Source organism: Methylobacterium sp. 285MFTsu5.1, from assembly GCF_000383455.1.
Lineage (GTDB): Bacteria > Pseudomonadota > Alphaproteobacteria > Rhizobiales > Beijerinckiaceae > Methylobacterium.
The window spans coordinates 105,186-124,097 of record NZ_KB911273.1 but is presented as its reverse complement, the minus strand read 5'-3'; the positions used below and the strand labels follow the sequence as shown (position 1 = coordinate 124,097).

Here is an 18,912-nt window from a genome sequence, read left to right as displayed (position 1 = left end):
CGGCTAACTAGCAACGGATGATTGAGGTCACTCTGACAGAGTGACAGTCACTCAGTCAGAGGTTTTTTGACAGGTACTGCCGTCGAGGCCTGCTCCTTCCTCCAGCGGTCCGCTGTCTCTTGTGAAATCGGGGTGGCGCCTTCAGCTGCTAGCGCCCTGTTCAGCTCCGTGAGCAATTCATGCCGCCGCAAGCCCTTCGCTAATAGAGCCGGCAGAACGGTGTTCTTGATGCGCTCACGCTTGATCTGCTTCGGCGAGAGCGCTTTGGCTTTTCGCCTGTCCTGCATTTCGGCGGACTTGAGGTGCCGCTTGTTGGCTGGGTGAACGAATGAAGCCGCACCAATTCGGTAAGCCGACACGATGACGGCAGCCAACGCCTCATCAAGCTTGCTGAACGTCGGCGCGGGCACATCTGTGCTCGGATCACGAAGCAACTCGCCGTGATCTTGCAGGAGTGCGTGCAGCCAATGCCCGTGCGACCAAAGAGTTTGAGCTTCAGCCTTTAAGGCTTCGGCTTCCTCCGAAGTGAAATAGGGGGACTCTTTCGCAATGAACGCCGGCCCGGCAACTGCCCCGAGTGCTTTCAGCGTAGCCTCATCCTGCCTATCGTCCATCGCTGTCACCTCGCGATAGCTCCGCCGCCGAAGTGGCGTAGTGCGCCCAAGCCGCCATCAGTTCGCGCCGCTTCTCGAAAAGGTCGCCGCGCCGATAGGCTCGCTCGGTCGCGTCGCCCACGGTGTGAGCCAGCGCCATCTCTGCGAGGTCGCGCGGAAAGGCCGTGCACTCGCCCGCCCAGTCCCGGAACGACGATCTGAAGCCGTGAACGGTCAGTCCGGCTCGGTCCATCTTCACGAGGACGTCGCGCGCCATCTTGTCCGTGAGCGGACGCCGGCTCCGGCTGCCAGGGAACACGAAGGTCTCGTTGAGGCCGTGCATCTTCGCCAAGAGGTCCAGAGCAGGCGCCGACAGTGGCACCCTGTGCTCTATGCCGGATTTCATCCGCTCGGCCGGTATGGTCCAAATCCCGGCTTCCATGTCGATCTCGGACCAGCGGGCGCCCAGCGCCTCGCCTGAGCGTGCGGCGGTCAGGATCGTGAACTCTAGCGCGCGGGCCGGGACAGAGTCCTCGCCTCGAAGGTCGACCATGAAGGCGGGCATCTCCTTGAATGGCAGTGCCGCGTAGTGCTGCACCCGCTTCACCCGGGACCGCTTCGGGAGGAGGTTCTGCAGATGCCCACGCCAGCGCGCAGGATTTTCGCCGCGCCGGTAGCCATGGGTGGCCGCCCAATCCAGCACTGACTCGATCCGGGCGCGCACCCGCGTCGCCGTCTCGGATCGCGTGGTCCAGATCGGCTCCAGCACCTTCATCACCGAGGCCGTGTCGATCGCCTGGACCGGCAGGTCGCCGATCACCGGGTGGACGTGGTTCTCCAGCGACGACGGCCATTGCGCCGCGTGGATGGCGTTGCGCCAGCCGGCCTTGTGAGCCTCGATGTATTTCTCGGCGCAGGCGCGGAATGTGATGGCCTTTGCGGCCTCCAAAGCCGCCTCTTGGCGCTTCGCCTTGCGGGCCTCGATCGGGTCGACGCCCTCGGAGGTTAGCTTCCGGCACTCACGCGCCCGCTCGCGCGCCTCGGCGAGTGACCAGGTGGCGCACGACCCGATCCCCATCTCCCGCGCCCGGCCGGCGATCTTGTACCGGAAGATCCAGCTCTTCCCGCCCTTGCCGGTCACCTGGAGCCACAGACCGTGCCCGTCGCCGTACATGCCCGGCGTCTTCAGCCGAGCCACGCCGAGGGCCGTGAGCTTACCCTGCATAGGATCTTCACCCGCGCTTCTACCCACACCGTAAACGCGGATTTGTGGGAACGCCAGGGCACCGCTGGGGACTTCGCCTCCGAAATAGCCTCTGCTTTTCAGCGCGTTATGAGATCCCCAGGCGTTCCCAGGAATGCCATTACCGAGGAGCTGTCCGCCTCGATCGGCGAGATCGGCGGGCAGGTCACCAAGTCGGCCGCGATCGCCGGTCAGGCGGTGAGCGAGGCGGAGCGGACCGACCGGCAGATCCGCGGCCTCGCCGGGGCGGCGGAGCGGATCGGGGAGGTCGTGCGGATCATCTCGGCGATCGCCGAGCAGACCAACCTCCTGGCGCTGAACGCCACGATCGAGGCGGCGCGGGCGGGCGAGTCGGGGCGCGGCTTCGCGGTGGTCGCCGCCGAGGTGAAGGGCTTGGCCGGGCAGACCGCGAAGGCCACGGAGGAGATCACCGCGCAGATCGCGGCGATCCAGGGCGAGACGACGGAGGCGGTCGGCGCGGTCCACTCGATCGGGAGGACCGTCGACACGATGAACGCGATCGCCAGCGCGATCGCGGCGGCGGTCGAGCAGCAGCGGTTCGCCACCGGGCACATCTCTCAGAACATCGACGAGGCCGCCCGGGGGACCGACGCGGTGAGCGCGAACGTGGTCTCGGCCTCGTCGGCGGCGGAGGCGACGCACCGCGTGGCCGGGGAGGTCGGTGCCGCGGCCGGCGACGTCTGCCGCAGCGCCGAGGCCCTGCGCGCCGAGGTGATGCGCTTCCTCGTCGAGATGCGCGCCGCCTGAGCGCGCCGACGCCCCGGACGGGCGCCGCTGGCGCGGGGCACATCCGTGACGTGCGTGGGAGAGGCGCGTCAGAACACCGGCATGGCCCCGGCCACCGTGACGAGCGCGCCCGACGTGTAGCTGCTCTCGTCGGAGGCCAACATCACGTAGGCTGAGGCGAGTTCGGCCGGTTGTCCGGGCCGACCGAACGGAACCTGACTGCCGAAGGATTTCACCGAATCCTGGCTCATCCCGGAGGGGATGAACGGGGTCCAGATCGGCCCGGGCAGCACGCCGTTCACGCGCACGCCCTTCTCGGCGAGGAGCTGGGCCAAGCTGAGCACCATGTTGCTCAGGGCGCCCTTGGTGGCGCTGTAGGCCATGAGCGACGGCATCGGGTGCTTGGAATTCACCGAGGAGGTGAAGATCACCGAGGCGCCGGGCTTGAGATGGGCGAGCGCCGCCTTGGTCACGTAGAACGCGCCGAACACGTTGGTGCGGAAATGGTCCTCGAACACGGCGTCGTCGATCGCGGCGAGGTCCTCGTTCGGCTGCTGGAACGCGCCGTTGTTGACCAGCACGTCGAGGCGCCCGAACGTCTCGACGGTGCGGGCGACGATCTGGCGCCCGTAGGCGGCGTCCTTGAGGTCGCCCGGCAGGAGCAGCGCCCGCCGACCCGCCTTCTCGACCCACTGGGCGACCGCCTCCGCGTCGGCCTGCTCGTCCGGCAGGTAGGAGATGGCGATGTCGGCCCCCTCCCGGGCGAAGGCGATGGCGACCGCGCGGCCGATGCCGGAATCGCCGCCGGTGATCAGCGCGGCCTGGCCGGTCAGCTTGCCCGAGCCCTTGTAGCTCGCCTCGCCGTGGTCGGGTTCGGGCTCCATGCGGCCGGTCTTGCCGGGGAAGCTCTGGGGCTGCGCCGCGAAGGGCGGGCGGGGATACTTGTGCAGCGGATCCGTGGTCACGCGTCGTCTCCGATGGGGATGCCGGTCCAACCGCACGGCATCCCGGGTGTTCCGGTGCCCTGGCGCCGCGCCCCGCCGGCACAGCCCTGTTCGAGGCCGCCCGCCGCCCTTCCCCCCTCGCGGACAACACGAACCCGTGTGCCGGCGAGGGGCCGACACAGGTCAGCAACAGCCGCTCGTCACTCTGGCCGCGAGGAGGTCCCGCCATGATCGACGTTCAGCCGGAGGATCGGGCCGCCCGCGTGATCGACCGGGTCCTGATCTGCGCAGCGATGCTCTCGCTCACCTTCGGACTGGCGACGGGCCTGTGGGGTCTGCTGCAGTGAGCCGGCCCGGTCGCGCGCCCGCGCGGCGGTCCGGACGCGACTACACCGCCGTGACGCTGATCGGAGCGGGACTCACGGTGCTCGCGCTCGCGCTGCTGCTGGTCGGGATCCCGTGAGCGGTCGCCGGCGATGCTGCTGAACCGCGTCCTCGTCGCCGCGCTGGTCGTCGCGGTCGCGGCGTTCCTGCTGTACCTAGCGGCCCTCGCCCGCGCGGCGCTGTCGCCCAACGAGCCCTACGCGGCCAGCATCGGCCTCACCCTCGACCAGTGCGTGGCCGCCCAGGACAGCCTGTCCGCCGAGGCGTCGCGCCTCTACTGCCTCAGGCCCGTCCCGAAGCGCCTGTGACCGGCAAGGATCTCGGCCCGCCGGAGACCCTGCGTGAGTTTTCCTGACACATCGTGTGAGGACATGGTGATTGTCCGCACGGTGCCGGAAACTTACGGTTCGAGGTGCCGGCTGGCTCCGCCACCGCGCTCGATCACAGGAAAACGCACGGAAGACCCGGCATCATGACGGATGACGCGACGATCCGGTCCGGACGCTGCCACTGCGGGGCGGTGCGCTTGGAGGCGGCCCTCGACGACGATCTCGCGTCGATCCGTCGATGCACCTGCTCCTACTGCCGCATGCGCGGCGCCGTCGTCGTCATGGCGCGGCCGGGCGGGGTGAGGATCCTGGAGGGGTCGGAGGCGCTGACGACCTACCGGTTCCATACCGGGGCGGCGCAGCACTTCTTCTGCTCCCGCTGCGGCGTCTACACGCACCATCAGCGGCGGTCGGACCCGAACGTCCACGCCGTCAACGTGGCCTGCCTGGACGGGGTCAGCCCCTTCGACTTTCCGGAGGTCCCGGTGATGGACGGCGTCAATCACACGAACGACACCGGCCAGCCCACGCGGCGCGCCGGCACGCTGCGCTTCGTCTCGGCAGAGTGACGGCCGCGTAGGGCTGCGTGAGGGTCGCGTGACGGCGGCGGACCGTCCGCGGTCGGGGCCCGGTGCGGGATCCCCGATCGGGCCCGGCTCAACCGCTAGTGATCGTGGCCGCAGCCGCAGCCGGGACCGTGCACGTGGCCGTGCTTCTGGTGCCCGTGCTCGTGATCATGGCCGTGATCATGGCTGTGACCGTGGGCATGATCGTGGCCGTGCTTCTCGTGCCCGTGATCGTGGCTGTGCCCATGATCGTGCGCGTGGGCGTGGTCATGCCCGTGGTCATGGCCGTGCTCATGGCCGTGCTCATTCCCGTGGTCGTGATGATGGTGGGCGTGATGGTCGTGCCCGTGATCGTGCCCGCAGGTGCTGTGATCGTGGGCGGCCTGCTCGGGACGGAAGGCACGGGAGACCGGGGTCGCGACGCAGCCCTGCCCGCGCACCAGCTCGGCCGCGGCGGGCGTCGCCGGCACGTAGAGCACGTCCGCGCCGATCTCGGCGTCCACGTGGCTGCCGCCGAGCTGCCAGGCCAGGCGCAGCAGGCGGGCCGGATTCTCGGCGCGCACCTCCAGGAGATCCTCGGCGGCCGCCCGCACCGCGACGAGCCGGCCGTCGTCGAGGCGCAGGGCGTCGCCGTCCTCGAGCGCCGCGGCCTTGGTGAGCGCGACGTCGAAGCCGAGGCCGCCCTCGGCGACCAGGGATCCGGCGACGGCAGCCCGGCCCGCGCGGTCGAGGGTCACCGTGTCGGCGACGCGGTCGGCGCGGACCGCGGCCCGGCGGACGATCGTGGTGGCTGTCGGCATGGGACCCTCGGACATGTGCCGGACTGGTGCCGGGCGTGGTGCCGGATAGGGCGTCGCGGCACCGCGGCCGGAGCGCCTCCGAACGTGGCATAGGGCGAGACGGGAACCGGGCGCAACTCGTCTCGCAACGCGTCTCGCGGCCGATGGAACCTTAGCCGTATGGCCGACATTCCTTTCCTGCTAAGCTCGACCCGATCCGCAACGATCACGGCCACCGGCCGGACCGGATTCACAAGGGAGTTCTGGGGACCATGAAGAAGCTGACGGCCGCCGCCATCGCCACCATCGCCGCCCTCTCGCTCGCCGGCTGCAACACCCCGGAGGACCGGGCTCTGGGCGGCGCCGGCCTCGGCGCCCTGACCGGTGCCGCGATCGGCGCGGCGGCCACCGGCCGCGCGGGCGGTGCCCTGGCGGGTGCCGCGATCGGCGGCGCCGGCGGCGCCATCGTGGGCGCCTCGACCGCGCCGCGCTGCCCCTACGGCACCTATCGCGACGCCTACGGCAACGTGTACTGCCGCTGAGCTGAAGGGGAAGGGCCGGGCGCGTCCCGGCCCTTCCTCGCGGCGTGCGGAGCGGCTATCCCGTCGCTCGGCCGGGCCCGTCCCGGTGCCGGAACCCCGCCGCCGCCGATGACAGAGCCGAGCCGAGGATCAGCGCCGGGACCGGTCGTCCCATGACTCAGGCGACCAAAACTCAGGGCGTCTGGGGCAAGCTCGGCGGCGCGGGATTCGGCCTCGCGATCGGCGGCCCCCTCGGGGCGCTGATCGGCGGGGTCGCCGGTCATTTCCTGCTCGACCGCGTCGGCGCGCCCTTCGGGCGGACGCCGCGCGACGTCGTGTTCACCACCGGACTCGTGGCGCTCGCCGCCAAGATGGCCAAGTCCGACGGCGTCGTGCTGCCCTCGGAGGTCGAGGCGTTCGGCCGGGTCGTGCAGGTGGAGCCGTCCGCGCGGGCGGGCGTCGAGCGCCTGTTCGACCTCGCCAAGAAAACCACGAACGGCTTCGAGGCCTACGCCCAGCAACTGGCGACCACCTTCGGCGACGAGCCGGCCCTCCTCGAGGACGTGCTCGACGGCCTGTTCCAGATCGCCGGCGCCGACGGGGCGCTGCACGAGGCCGAGGAGCGCTACCTGCGCGCGGTCTCGGGCATCTTCGGCTTCGACGAGGCGGCGTTCCGGCGCATCGCCGCCCGCCACGTGCGGTTGCCGGACGATCCCTACGGCGTCCTCGGGCTCGACCGCGAGGCGGACGACGCCGCCGTGAAGGCCCGCCACCGGGCGCTGGTGGCCGAGCACCACCCGGACCGGGCGCTCGCCCGCGGCCTGCCGACGGAGGCGGTGGCCATCGCCACGCGGCGGCTCGCCGCGATCAACGCCGCCTATGACCGGATCGCGCAGGAGCGCGGGCTGCGGTGAGCCTGACCCCCGACAGCCCCCTCGCCCGCCGCGTCGCGCCCTCGCCGAATCACGGCGCCCGCCGCGCGGGGCCGCTCGACATGCTGATCCTGCACTACACCGGGATGGACAGCGGGGCCGCCGCCCTCGCGCGCCTGCGCGACCCGCTGAGCGAGGTCTCGGCGCACTACCTCGTGTTCGAGGATGGCGGGATCGTCCAGATGGTGCCGGAGGCCCGCCGGGCCTGGCACGCCGGCGCCGGCGCCTGGAAGGGCGAGACCGACGTCAATTCCCGGTCGATCGGGATCGAGATCGTGAACCCGGGCCATGCCGGCGGCCTGCCGCCCTACCCGGAGCCCCAGGTCGAGGCGGTGATCGCGCTGGCCCGGGACATCCTCGCCCGCTGGCCGATCCCGCCGGAGCGGGTGCTCGCCCATTCCGACGTCGCGCCCGAGCGCAAGGAGGATCCGGGGGAGATCTTCCCGTGGGACCGTCTGGCGGCGGCGGGGGTGGGGCACCGCGTGCCCCCCGCGCGCCTCCAGGACGGCCGGTTCTTCGCGCGGGGCGATGCCGGCCAGCCCGTCGAGGCGCTGCAGGCGATGTTCGCGCTCTACGGCTACGACCTGCCGGTGACCGGTCTGTTCGACGCGCGCACCCACGCGGTGGTCACCGCGTTCCAGCGCCATTTCCGCCCGGCGCGGGTGGACGGCGTGGCCGACGCCTCCACCATCACCACCCTGCGCGACCTGATCGCGGCGCTGCCGCCGGCCTGAGGGCCAGGCGCCCGCCGGGCCCCCTCAGGCGCGGTGGGCCCGGGCCTCGCGGGGGTGTCCGGCCTCCGGGGCCGGCGCGACCGGCGCGTCGGTCCGGGTCCGCCAGAGGCTGTAGAAGACGCCGGCCGCCAGCAGCGTCAGGGTCACCACCAGGGAGACCCAGGGCTGCACGTGGATGAGCCCGAACGTGTCAGCGACCACGATCTTGGCGCCGATGAAGATCAGGATGAAGGCCAGCGCCGTCTTCAGGTAGGCGAACCGGTCGACCATCGCGGCGAGCGCGAAGTAGAGGGCGCGCAGGCCCAGGATCGCGAAGATGTTGGAGGTGTAGACCACGAACGTGTCGGTGGTGATCGCGAAGATCGCCGGCACGCTGTCGACCGCGAAGATCACGTCGGCGCCGTTCACCAGCACCAGGGCGAGCGCCAGCGGGGTGAAGTACAGGGCGACCTTGCCGGTCCTCGGGTCGGTCTTGCGCACGGTGAAGCGCTGGCCGTGCAGGTCGGGCGTGACCCGGAAGGTCGTCTTGAACCAGCGCACGACGGCGCTGTTCTGGAAGTCGCCTTCCTCCTCGTCGCCCGAGAGCAGGATCTTCAGGCCGGCGTAGATCAGGAAGGCGGCGAACAGGGAGAGCACCCAGTGCACCTCGTGCACCAGGGCGGCGCCGAGCCCGATCATCAGCCCGCGCAGCACCACGGCCGCCAGGATGCCCCAGAGGAGAACCCGGTGCTGGGCCGCCCGCGGGATGCCCAGGGCCGTGAGGATCATGGCGATGACGAAGACGTTGTCCATCGACAGCGACTTCTCGACCACGAGGCCGGTGACGTACTCCTCGGCGGAAGACGGCCCGAGATACCACCAGATCCAGCCGCCGAAGGCGAGGCCGAGGGCGAGGTAGAAGCCAGTGAGAGCCAAGCTCTCCCGGACGCCGATCTCGTGCTCCTTGTCGCGGTGGAGGAGCCCGAGGTCGAAGGCGAGCAGGCAGGCGATCAGGACGTGGAACCCGAGCCACATCCACAACGGCTTGCCGAGCCATTCGACGGTGAGGACGTCCATCATGTGCGGGGACCTGATGCTGATTCCAGATGGAAAGCATCGGCTCCGACATCACGGGCGCTGAGGAGCGCCCGCCAGAGGGGCCCGCAGCCGATGGGGCCGACGTAAGCGGTGATCCGGGCGAATCAAGGGCAGAGCGCCCGGCCGGCGCGCGGTCCGGTGACGCTGTCCGCTCCCCGTGGCCCCGCCGCGACGCGGGCGCGCGCGTCGGGGCGGCCTCCTGTCCTGGAACAGGAGCGCGCGCGGGGTGAGGGACCGCGTCCGGTTCCGCGCCGCCGTCAGGCGGAGGCGTCCGGCGTCTCGGCGGCCATCTTGGGGGATGTGCGCTCGCGCAGGGGCCGCTCCTCCATCAGCGCCAGGAACGTGAAGGCTCCGAGCAGGCCGAGGCAGGCGGCCAGGAAGACGTGGCGGAAGGTTAGGGCGAGCTGGGCCGGGTCCGCGCCGCGGATTAGGCTCTCCACGTCGTGGGCCCCTCCCCCCGCCCCGCCCGCGGCGCCGCCGAGCACGATCGTGCCGAAGGCCGCCACGATCAGCGCCCCGCCGAGGGAGCGGAAGAAGTTCATCGCGGCGGTGGCGATGCCGAGCTGGTGCGTCTCCACCGCGTTCTGGATCGAGATGGTCGAGAGCGGCAGGATCGTCCCGATCCCCATGGAGAGCAGCGCGAACAGCACCTCCATGAGCCAGAAGGGCAGCGCCCGGCCCTGCCAGGCGATGGTGGCGCAGCAGGCGAGGCTGACGCACATCATCGCCAGGGGCACGCGCTTGTAGTGCCGGAAATGGAGCATCGACCGGCCCGACAGGGTCGCACCCGTGACGGTGCCGATCATCAGCGGCACCAGGGCCACTCCGGACTCGCTCGCCGAGAGCCCGATCACCCCTTCGAGGAAGATCGGCACGTAGATGGTGAGCCCGATGAAGGTGCCCATGGCGAAGCACGCCGCCAGCGTCGCGCTGTAGACCACCCGGTCCTTGAGCACCTCCGTGGGGATCAGCGGCTCGGCCGCCGTGGCGAGCCGCGCCGCGAAGCCGCCGCCCAGCACGGCCGCCCCGGCCAGGAGGGCGAGGACCGGCGCCGAGTCCCAGGGATAGCGCACCCCGCCCCAGCTCAGGGCCAGCAGGAGGGTGACGGAGCCCGCCACCATCAGGGCGGCGCCGGGATAGTCCAGCCGGTGGCGGCGCTCGTGGCGGGGCAGGCGCTTGAGGTTGGCGTTGGTGAGCGCGAAGGCGAGGACGCCGATCGGCAGGTTGATCCAGAAGATCAGGGACCAGTGCAGGTGCTGGGCGAAGAGGCCGCCGAGCAGCGGCCCCGCCACCGAGGCCGTCACGAACACGCCCGCGATCACCACCTGGTAGCGCGCCCGCTCCTTGGGCGACATGATGTCGGCCAGGATGGTCTGCGCCAGGGCGATCAGACCGCCGCCGCCGACACCCTGGAGACCCCGGGCGAGCGCCAGCGCCACCATCGTGGGCGCGAGCGCGCAGGCGAGCGAGCCGACCACGAAGGTCGCGATGGCGATCAGCAGCATGACCCGCCGGCCGTGGATGTCGCTGAGCTTGCCGTAGAGCGGGGTCACCGCCGTGGAGGCCAGCAGGTAGGCGGTGACGATCCAGGGCAGGTTCGCGGCGTCGCCGAGGTCGAGGCCGATGGTCGGCATGGCGGTCGCCACGATGGTCTGGTCGAGGGCCGCGAGCAGCATCGCGGTCATCAGCCCGTAGACGATGGCGCGGATCTCGCCGGGGCTGAGCGCGGCCTGCGGGGCGGGCCGCGCCTGGGCCTGCGGCTGGATCTCGGTGACGGCGACGGGACTGGCCACGTGTCTGAGAGCCTCTGATCCGGACCGTGCCGGCCGACCGTCCGGGACGGACGGGGCCTGGGGCGGCATGAGGGGGGCGCGGGCGGGCCGCGGTCGCGGGCCTGTGCACCGGTAACCGCGGCGCCCGGGATCGGGAAGAACGTGCGTTCGGGCGTGTCCGTTTCCTAGCGCAACGCCGGAGGCCGGCCCATGGCGCCCGGCGCCGATCCGACCTTCGCCCTTGACAGAGGGGGCCGGGCTGTCGCTCTCCCGCCCCATGCCGGATGACAGGGACGCAATCGCCATCGTGGGCGGGGGGCCCGCCGGGCTCGCCGCGGCCGAGGTGCTGGGCGAGGCTGGCCGCGCGGTCACGGTCTACGAGCGCATGCCGTCGGTCGCCCGCAAGCTGCTGATCGCCGGGCGCGGCGGCCTCAACATCACCCACAGCGAGGCGCGGGCGGAGTTCCTCGCCCGCTACCATCCGCGCGGCGCCCTCGACGCGGCGATCGCGGCCTTCCCGCCCGACGCGCTCAGGGCGTGGTGCGGGGATCTCGGCGAGCCGACCTTCGTCGGCTCGAGCGGGCGCGTCTTCCCGCGCAGCTTCAAGGCCTCGCCCCTGCTGCGGGCGTGGCTGGCGCGGCTCGACCGCCTCGGCGTCCGGATCCGGACCCGCCACCGGCTCACGGGGATCGCCGGGGGCCTGCGCTTCGAGACCCCGGACGGTCCCCTGGACATCCGGCCGCGCGCCACCCTGCTGGCGCTGGGCGGGGCGAGCTGGCCGCGCCTCGGCTCGGACGGGCGCTGGGTGCCGCTCCTCGAGGGGCTCGGCGTGGCGGTGTCGCCCCTGCGTCCGGCCAATGCCGGCTTCGCGGCGGCGTGGTCCGACCTGTTCCGGGAGCGGTTCTCCGGCGCGCCGCTGAAGCGGGTGGCGCTCACCTGCGCGGGCACCACGGTGCGGGGCGAGGCCGTGATCACGGAGGCCGGCCTCGAGGGCGGGGCGGTCTACGCCCTCTCGCGCGCCCTGCGCGAGGCGATCGCGGCCGGGGGCAGCGCCCGGCTCGTCGTGGATCTCCGCCCGGACCTGACCCGGGACGCCCTCGCCCGCCGCCTGTGCGGCGCCCGGCCGGGCGACTCGGCCGCGACCCGGCTGCGCAAGGCCGCGGGCCTCGCGCCCGCGGCGGCGGGGCTGCTGCGCGAGGCGGCCGGCACCGCCCTCCCGGCGGAGCCCGGGGCCCTCGCCGGGCTGATCAAGGCGGCGCCCATCACCCTCACCGCCTCCGCGCCGATCGAGCGGGCGATCTCGACGGCGGGCGGCGTCCGGCTCGACGCGCTGGACGGGCGGTCCATGCTGCGCGCCCATCCCGGCCTGTTCCTGGCCGGCGAGATGCTCGACTGGGAGGCGCCGACCGGCGGCTACCTCCTCCAGGGCGCCTTCGCGGGCGGCCGGTCGGCCGCCGCCGGGATGCTCGACTGGCTGCGCGAGAGCGGCGGCTGACCCGCCCGGTTCACGGCCGCGTGCAGAACCCGACGATGCCGGTCGCCTCCGCCGGGCAACTGGCGCCCTCCCCGTCGTAGGTCGGCGCGCCGCCCTTGAGGCAGTGGGCCGTGACCAGCATCTCCCCGGTCCCGCAGGTGATCGTGCAGCCTCCCGGGCAGTCGGACTTGCGCACGGGCCGCAGGCTGGCGGCCTCGCCCTTCGGGCCCGGGCCGCCCTGCGGCCCGATCGGCCCCCGCGAGCCCGGTGCGCCCGGCGGGCCCGAGGCTCCCGTGTCGCCCTTCGGGCCCGGTGCGCCCTGCGGGCCGGCCGCGCCCGTGGCACCGGGCTCCCCCTTCGGGCCGGGCTCGCCCTGGGGACCCGTATCGCCCTTGAGGCCCTGATCCCCCTTGGGGCCGGTCTCGCCCTTGGCCCCCGTCTCGCCGGGCGGTCCCGCCGCACCCTGGGGACCGGGCGGTCCGGGCGGACCCTCGGGCGCGCAGTTCGCCACGACCGCCTCGCGCTCGTCCGGCTCCGCCTTCAGCGTCACCACGCAGGTCGAGGGCCGGTAGGGCAGCCGGAAGGTGAACCGGCCGCGCCGGTCGGCCTGGATCGAGATGTCGTCGTCCAGCACCACGATCGCGCCGGGCTTGCGCACGGAGCCCGAGATCCTCAGGTCGCCGGCCTCGATCCGCGCGTCGTAGACCATGATCGGCTGGCTCGGGGCCTGCGCGTGGCGGACCCGCGGACGGGCCGGGCGCGCCCGCCCCGTCGCGGGGGCGGACGCGGCCGGATCCGGGGCGGCGGCACCCGGCGGATCCGCCTGCTGGCCGAGCGCCGCGCCCGGCAGGGCGAGCAGGAGCGTCAGGGTGAGGGCTGAGCTGAGGGCTGAGCGCATGCGCGGTCCGGTTCGGCCGCGTCACGCGCGCGGCGTCCGGACATTGGTCTCGCCCTGCGATTGCGGTCAACCGCGACCTCGGACGCCGCGGGGGCGGCCGATTCCACAGGCGTCCACAGCCGTCCACAGGCCAAGCCGCTGCCGCCACGCGCGATTCCGGGACCCCGCGGAAACCGTTTGTGCATGTTCCTGTTATGTTCCTATCGTCCAGCATGACCGGAGCCGATGGAGATGGGGCTGGACCCTGCCGACGAGACCGAGGCGGCGATCGCGCGGGACGATCCCCGGGCCCGGCTGGCGGTCCTGCGGGCGCGCCTCGCGCCGCCGGATCGCGGCCGGGATCCGGTCCCGGTCCTGCCGCTGGGCGTTCCGGATCTCGACGCGCACCTGCCGGGCGGCGGTCTCGCCCTCGGGCCGCCCCACGAGATCGCGCCGGCCGAGCCCGCGGACGCGATCGCGGCCCTGGGCTTCGCCCTGGCGCTCTGCGCCCGCCAGCTCGCCCGGGAGCCGGGGGAAGCGCTGATCGCCGCCGCGCCCGGCGAGCCCCTGCCCTACGGGCACGGCCTCGCCGGCCTCGGCCTCGACCCCGGCCGCCTGCTGCTGCTGGAAGCCGGCAGCGACGCGGAGGTGTTCCGCGCCCTGGAGGCGGCCCTGCACGCGCGGGCGCTCACGGCCCTGATCGGCCTCCTGCGGGACGGGCTGCCGCTGAAGCCGGGCCGGCGCCTGCAGCTCGCCGCGGAAGGGCCGGCGCCGCCGCTGCTGCTGATCCTGCGGCCGGCGCCGGCCGGTCTGCCCAACGGGGCCGCCACGCGCTGGCGGATCGCCGCCGCGCCGGCGGCGCGGGACCGGTTCGGGACCCTGGACAGGCCGCGCTGGCGGGCGCGGCTCGAGCGCTGCCGCAACGGGCGGGGCGGCGACTGGCTTCTGGAGTGGGACCATGCCGCGCATCGTCTGCATCTGCCTGAGCCACTGGCCGGTGACGCGGCTGCGGCGGGCCGGTCTCGCGCCTGAGCGCGGCCCCCTCGCGGTGGCGGCCGAGGGGGCCGGCGGGCTGCGGCTCGTGGCCCTCGACCCGGAGGCCCGCGCCCTCGGCCTCCGGGTCGGCGAGCCCCTCGGCCGGGTCCGGGCGCGGATCGGCGTGCCGCTCCAGGTCTACCCGGCCGACCCGGAGGCCGACCGGGACGCCCTGCTGCGGCTGTGCCGCTGGGCGAGCGGCTACGCGCCCCACGTGGCCCCGTTCGGGCCGGGCGAGGCGGCGGACGGGCTCTACATCGACGTCGCCGGCGCGAGCCACCTGCGCGGCGGCGAGGCGAACCTCGTCGCGGACTTGGCCGCCCGGCTCGCGCGGAGCCGCGTACCGGCGGGGATCGCGCTGGCCGACACGCCCGGCGCCGCCTTCGCGCTGGCGCGGCAGGGCGGGCCCGATCCGGTCGTGGTGCCGCCGGGCGGGGCCTCGCAGGCCCTGCGGGCCCTCCCGGTGGACGCCCTGCGCCTCGATCCCGGCACGGTCGCGGGCCTGAAGCGGCTCGGCCTGCGCCGGATCGGCGAACTCGACGCCCTGCCCCGGGGGCCCCTCGCCCGCCGCTTCGGCGCGGCGCTGCTGCTGCGCCTCGACCAAGCCCTGGGCCGCCGGCCCGAGCCGCTGGCGCCCCTGACGGAGGCGGCCGCCTACGCCGCCGCCCGCGGCTTCCTCGACCCGATCGGGCGGCAGTCGGACATCGTTCGGACCGCCCGGGACCTGATGGCGGAGACCGCGCCGCGGCTGGAGCGGGACGGGCTCGGCGCCTGCGCCCTGCGCCTCGGCCTGCACCGGGTCGACGGCGCCCTGCGGGTGATCGATCTCGGCCTGTCCCGCCCCGAGCGCGATCCTGAGCGGGTCGCGGCCCTCGTCGCCCTGCGCCTCGACCGGCTGGGCCCCGCCCTCGACGCCGGCTTCGGCTTCGAGACGGTGGCGCTCGCCGTGACGGTGACCGGCCCCATGCCGGCCCGCCAGACGGATCTCGGCGCGGCGGCCCCGGGCGACGGGATCGGGTTCCTGGCCGACGCCCTGGCGCAGCGCCTCGGGCGGGCGCTCCTGCGGCTCGAGCCGCGGGCGAGCCACCTGCCGGAGCGGGCCGACCGGGACCGGGTCTGGGTTGCCGGAATGGGGCACGGACCGTCGACCGATCGAGGCGTCAGCCGGCCACGGGCGCCTCTCCCGCCCCCCGCTCCCGAACGGCAGCGTGGGCCGGATGCGCTCCTTCAGCGTCGGCGTTCAACCGTGATGGCTGCGCCTTCCGACCCAGCGGCGGAAGAGGAGGCGCGCACCGGCGCGTCCCCCTGGCCCGACCACCTCCCGCCCCGCCCCCTGGTGATCTTCCCCCGCGGCGAGGCCGCCCTCGACGTGCTCTCGACCGTCCCGGAGGGGCCGCCCCGGCGCTTCCGCTGGCGCGCCCGGGTCCACCGCGTCGCCCATGCCGAGGGGCCGGAGCGGATCGCCGCCGAATGGTGGCGCGCGCCCGGCGCGGATCGCGATTACTACCGCATCGAGTGCGAGGCCGGGCACCGGCTCTGGCTCTACCGCGACGGCCCGCACGCCCCTGATCGCCCGGCCGCGTGGTACGTCCACGGGCTCTTCGCGTGAGCGGCCCCGCCTACGCCGAGCTCGCCGTCACCACGAACTTCTCCTTCCTGCACGGCGCCTCCCATCCGCAGGACTTCGTCGTGCAGGCGGCGTCCTACGGCCTCGCGGCCATCGGCATCGCCGACCGCAACACCGTGGCCGGCGTGGTCCGGGCGCACGCGGCGGCGCTGGCGCTCGACCAGGAAGGCACACCGATCCGGATCCTGCCGGGGGTGCGCCTCGTCACCGAGGAGGGGTTCGAAGCCGTCACCTACCCGATGGACCGGGGCGCCTGGGGGCGCCTCTGCCGGCTGCTCACCCTGGGCAACCGGCGCGTCCGCAAGGGCGCGTGCCGCTTCTCCTTCGCCGAGATGGTGGAGGCCGCCGAGGGGCAGATGTTCATCGCGATGCCGCCGGCCCGGCGCCTGCCGGAGGGGTTCCGGGCGCGGCTGGAGGCGCTGGCCGCCGCCGCCCCGGGCCGGACCTTTCTGGGGGCGAGCCACACGCGCCGCGGCGACGAGCGGCGGCGCCTCGGGCTGCTCGCCGAGCTGGGCGCGGCCTCCGGCGCCCCGATGGTCGCGGTCTCGGACGCGCTCTACCACCATCCCGAGCGACGCCCGCTGCAGGACGTGGTCACCTGCATCCGCCAAGGCTGCCGGATCGAGGACGCCGGCTACCGGCTGGAGGCCAATGCCGAGCGCCACCTGAAGCCCGCCGCCGAGATGGCGCGGCTGTTCTCCGACCACCCGGAGGCGCTGGCCCGCACCGTCGAGATCGCGCAGGCCTGCGAGTTCAACCTGTCGCAGCTGCACTACGAGTATCCCGACGAGCCGGTGCCCCCCGGGCGCACGCCGCAGGAATACCTGGAGGAGAAGACCTGGGAACGGGCGCGCTGGCGCTACGGCGGCGAGGTCCCGGACGGCGTCGCGGCGACGCTGCGCGAGGAGCTGCGGCTCATCGCCAAGATGAAATACGCCCGCTACTTCCTGACCCTGTTCGACGTGGTCGAGTTCGCTCGCGGCCGGGGCATCCTCTGCCAGGGCCGCGGCTCGGCGGCCAATTCCGCCGTGTGCTTCTGCCTCGGCATCACCGCGGTGGACCCGTCGAAGCACCGGCTGCTCTTCGCCCGCTTCATCTCGGAGAACCGCGGCGAGCCCCCTGACATCGACGTCGACTTCGAGCACGAGCGCCGCGAGGAGGTGATCCAGCACCTCTACGCCCGCTACGGCCGGGAGCGCGCCGCCCTCTGCGCCACGGTGATCCACTACCGGCCCCGCATGGCGATCCGCGAGGTCGGCAAGGTCCTGGGCCTGACCGAGGACGTGACCGCGGCGATCGCCGACACGGTCTGGGGCTCCTGGGGCACCGGCATGCCGGACCAGCACGTGCGCGAGGCCGGGCTCGACCCGGAGAACCCGGCGATCCGGCAGGCGCTCGACCTCGCCCACCAGCTGATCGGCTTCCCCCGCCACCTGTCGCAGCATGTCGGCGGCTTCGTGCTGACCCGCGGCCGCCTCGACGAGACCGTGCCGGTGGGCAACGGCGCCATGGCGGACCGCACCTTCATCGAGTGGGACAAGGACGACATCGACGCGATCGGCCTGATGAAGGTCGACGTGCTGGCGCTCGGCATGCTGACCTGCCTCAAGCGCGGCCTCGATTTCTTGGAGAAGGATCACGGCACCTTCTACGAGACGCTGGCCGACCTGCCGCAGGACGATCCCGCGACCTACGCGATGCTGACGAAGGCCGATTCCGTCGGCGTGTTCCAGGTCGAGAGCCGGGCGCAGATGTCGATGCTGCCGCGCCTTAAGCCCAGGGAGTTCTACGACCTCGTGGTGCAGGTCGCGATCGTGCGCCCCGGCCCGATCCAGGGCGACATGGTCCATCCCTACCTGCGGCGACGCTCCGGGATCGACCCGGTCGAGTACCCGGCCCCGCACCCGGATCACGGCCCGGCGGACGAGCTGAAGGAGGTCCTGCAGAAGACCTACGGCGTGCCGCTGTTCCAGGAGCACGCCATGCAGATCGCCATCACGGCGGCGGGCTTCACCCCGGCCGAGGCCGACGGGCTGCGCCGGGCGATGGCGACCTTCCGCCACGTCGGGTCGATCGGCGGCTTCGCGGACAAGTTCGTGGGCGGCATGACCCGCCGGGGCTACCCGCAGGACTTCGCCGAGCGCTGCTTCGCGCAGATCCGGGGCTTCTCGACCTACGGCTTCCCGGAGAGCCACGCGGCGAGCTTCGCGCTCCTCGTCTACGCCTCGGCCTGGATGAAGTGCCGGCACCCCGACGTCTTCCTGGCCGCGATCCTCAACGCCCAGCCCATGGGCTTCTACCAGCCGGCCCAGCTGGTGCGCGACGCCCGGGCCCACGGGGTCGAGGTGCGGGGCGTCTGCGTCAACGCCAGCGACTGGGACTGCACCCTGGAGCCGGCCGGGGATCCGGCGCTGCACGCCGTGCGGATCGGTCTGCGCGTCGTGCGCGGCCTGCCCGAGGCCGCGATGCGCCGGCTCGTGCGGCTGCGCGCCAACGGCTACGCCAGCATCGAGGGCCTGCAGGCGTCCCTCGCCCTGCCCCGCAACGCCCTGGAGCGGCTGGCGGAGGCGGACGCGTTCCGCTCGCTCGGCCTCGACCGGCGCGCCGCCCTGTGGATGGTCCGCACCCTGGAAGGGACGTCATCCCGCAAGGCCGCCAAGGCCGATGCGAGCGAGCGCCGCGCCCATCTTCTCGACGCACCCCTGCCGCTCTTCGCGTGGCACGCCGATGACGGCCTGTTCCGGCACGAGCCGGCGGTGGACCTTCAGCCCCTGGCCCCGTCCGAGGCCGTGGCCGAGGATTACGCCGCCACCGGCCTGTCGCTCCAGGGGCACCCGGTCGCGTTCTTCCGGGGGCGGCTCGCCCGGATCGGCGCGATTCCGGCCCGGGCCCATCTCGATCCGGCGCTGCCCCAGGGGGCGCGGGTCACGGTGGCAGGGCTCGTGCTGATCCGCCAGCGGCCCGGCACCGCCAAGGGCGTGGTCTTCCTGACGCTGGAGGACGAGACCGGTATCGCCAACGTGATCGTCTGGAAGACCGTGTTCGAGGCGAACCGCCGGATCGCCATGCAGGCGCGGTTCCTCGCCGTGCGCGGCCGGATCCAGCGGGCGGACGGGGTGGTCCACCTCGTGGCGGAGGGGTTTCGCGACCTCACCGCTGCCCTGCGCGATCTGCGCGAGGCCGGCATGAAGCTGCCGCCCGAGAACACGGATTTCGGCGTGCCCCCGGACCGGCGCGTGTTCCCCAGCCGGGATTTCCACTGAGGCCGGCACTTCGAC

At 73.2% G+C, this 18,912-nt stretch carries 17 protein-coding genes; 10 read left to right on the top strand and 7 right to left on the bottom strand.

Going from position 1 to position 18,912, the window contains the following annotated elements:
• Positions 1-47: 47 nt before the first annotated feature.
• Together H288_RS35050 and H288_RS32225 are read right to left on the bottom strand one after the other, a co-directional pair.
• Entirely contained in the window at positions 48-614 is a 567-nt protein-coding gene (locus tag H288_RS35050; RefSeq protein ID WP_158684200.1) for a hypothetical protein, read from the bottom strand.
• Positions 604-1,818 carry an integrase arm-type DNA-binding domain-containing protein gene (locus H288_RS32225; RefSeq protein WP_020092291.1) on the bottom strand — a complete coding sequence of 405 codons (1,215 nt, stop codon included), beginning with the start codon at positions 1,816-1,818 and terminating at the stop codon, positions 604-606. The genes H288_RS35050 and H288_RS32225 overlap by 11 nt, the downstream gene beginning before the upstream one ends.
• 108 nt (positions 1,819-1,926) lie before the next feature.
• Between H288_RS32225 and H288_RS0109185 the strand changes: the two genes are divergently transcribed.
• On the top strand, positions 1,927-2,604 hold the full coding sequence (locus H288_RS0109185) for a methyl-accepting chemotaxis protein (protein WP_020092290.1): 678 nt from the start codon (positions 1,927-1,929) through the stop codon (positions 2,602-2,604).
• A 68-nt stretch (positions 2,605-2,672) separates the two neighbouring features.
• Here the strand turns inward: H288_RS0109185 and H288_RS0109180 are convergent, their stop codons facing one another.
• Positions 2,673-3,548: an SDR family oxidoreductase gene (locus H288_RS0109180; protein ID WP_020092289.1), complete on the bottom strand. Its 876-nt coding sequence runs from the start codon at positions 3,546-3,548 to the stop codon at positions 2,673-2,675.
• 455 nt (positions 3,549-4,003) lie between these two features.
• Between H288_RS0109180 and H288_RS0109165 the strand changes: the two genes are divergently transcribed.
• Positions 4,004-4,219: a hypothetical protein gene (locus tag H288_RS0109165; RefSeq protein ID WP_020092286.1), complete on the top strand. Its 216-nt coding sequence runs from the start codon at positions 4,004-4,006 to the stop codon at positions 4,217-4,219.
• Between the two features lie 164 nt (positions 4,220-4,383).
• A complete protein-coding gene (locus H288_RS0109160; protein ID WP_020092285.1) occupies positions 4,384-4,809 on the top strand; it encodes a GFA family protein in 426 nt (141 codons plus the stop codon).
• A 95-nt stretch (positions 4,810-4,904) separates the two neighbouring features.
• Here H288_RS0109160 and H288_RS0109155 read toward each other — a convergent pair whose 3' ends face one another.
• Positions 4,905-5,606, bottom strand: coding sequence for an urease accessory protein UreE (locus H288_RS0109155; RefSeq protein ID WP_020092284.1), 702 nt, complete (start codon positions 5,604-5,606; stop codon positions 4,905-4,907).
• 251 nt (positions 5,607-5,857) lie between these two features.
• On the opposite strand from H288_RS0109155, the gene H288_RS0109150 reads away from it, so the two are divergent.
• The 3 genes from H288_RS0109150 to H288_RS0109140 all read left to right on the top strand — a co-directional run bounded on the left by H288_RS0109150 (position 5,858) and on the right by H288_RS0109140 (position 7,772).
• Positions 5,858-6,127: a hypothetical protein gene (locus tag H288_RS0109150; RefSeq protein WP_012318984.1), complete on the top strand. Its 270-nt coding sequence runs from the start codon at positions 5,858-5,860 to the stop codon at positions 6,125-6,127.
• 152 nt (positions 6,128-6,279) lie between these two features.
• A complete protein-coding gene (locus tag H288_RS0109145; protein WP_020092283.1) occupies positions 6,280-7,020 on the top strand; it encodes a TerB family tellurite resistance protein in 741 nt (246 codons plus the stop codon).
• Positions 7,017-7,772, top strand: coding sequence for an N-acetylmuramoyl-L-alanine amidase (locus H288_RS0109140; RefSeq protein WP_020092282.1), 756 nt, complete (start codon positions 7,017-7,019; stop codon positions 7,770-7,772). Before H288_RS0109145 ends, H288_RS0109140 begins: the two co-directional genes overlap by 4 nt.
• Positions 7,773-7,796: 24 nt before the next feature.
• Here the strand turns inward: H288_RS0109140 and H288_RS0109135 are convergent, their stop codons facing one another.
• Both H288_RS0109135 and H288_RS0109130 read right to left on the bottom strand, forming a co-directional pair.
• Positions 7,797-8,831: a TerC family protein gene (locus H288_RS0109135; RefSeq protein WP_020092281.1), complete on the bottom strand. Its 1,035-nt coding sequence runs from the start codon at positions 8,829-8,831 to the stop codon at positions 7,797-7,799.
• Between the two features lie 275 nt (positions 8,832-9,106).
• Entirely contained in the window at positions 9,107-10,642 is a 1,536-nt protein-coding gene (locus H288_RS0109130) for an MDR family MFS transporter (protein WP_020092280.1), read from the bottom strand.
• A 256-nt stretch (positions 10,643-10,898) separates the two neighbouring features.
• Between H288_RS0109130 and H288_RS0109125 the strand changes: the two genes are divergently transcribed.
• Positions 10,899-12,116, top strand: coding sequence for a TIGR03862 family flavoprotein (locus H288_RS0109125; protein WP_026604790.1), 1,218 nt, complete (start codon positions 10,899-10,901; stop codon positions 12,114-12,116).
• Between the two features lie 10 nt (positions 12,117-12,126).
• Here the strand turns inward: H288_RS0109125 and H288_RS0109120 are convergent, their stop codons facing one another.
• On the bottom strand, positions 12,127-12,993 hold the full coding sequence (locus H288_RS0109120; protein ID WP_020092278.1) for a collagen-like protein: 867 nt from the start codon (positions 12,991-12,993) through the stop codon (positions 12,127-12,129).
• 231 nt (positions 12,994-13,224) lie between these two features.
• Here H288_RS0109120 and H288_RS32220 point away from each other — a divergent pair, with 231 nt between their 5' ends.
• The 3 genes from H288_RS32220 to H288_RS0109105 are packed head-to-tail and all read left to right on the top strand — an operon-like array spanning position 13,225 to position 18,897.
• Positions 13,225-14,004, top strand: coding sequence for an ImuA protein (locus tag H288_RS32220; RefSeq protein ID WP_103985094.1), 780 nt, complete (start codon positions 13,225-13,227; stop codon positions 14,002-14,004).
• Positions 13,931-15,616, top strand: coding sequence for a DNA polymerase Y family protein (locus H288_RS0109110; RefSeq protein WP_020092276.1), 1,686 nt, complete (start codon positions 13,931-13,933; stop codon positions 15,614-15,616). Before H288_RS32220 ends, H288_RS0109110 begins: the two co-directional genes overlap by 74 nt.
• Positions 15,613-18,897, top strand: coding sequence for an error-prone DNA polymerase (locus H288_RS0109105; protein WP_020092275.1), 3,285 nt, complete (start codon positions 15,613-15,615; stop codon positions 18,895-18,897). Before H288_RS0109110 ends, H288_RS0109105 begins: the two co-directional genes overlap by 4 nt.
• Positions 18,898-18,912 lie beyond the last annotated feature (15 nt).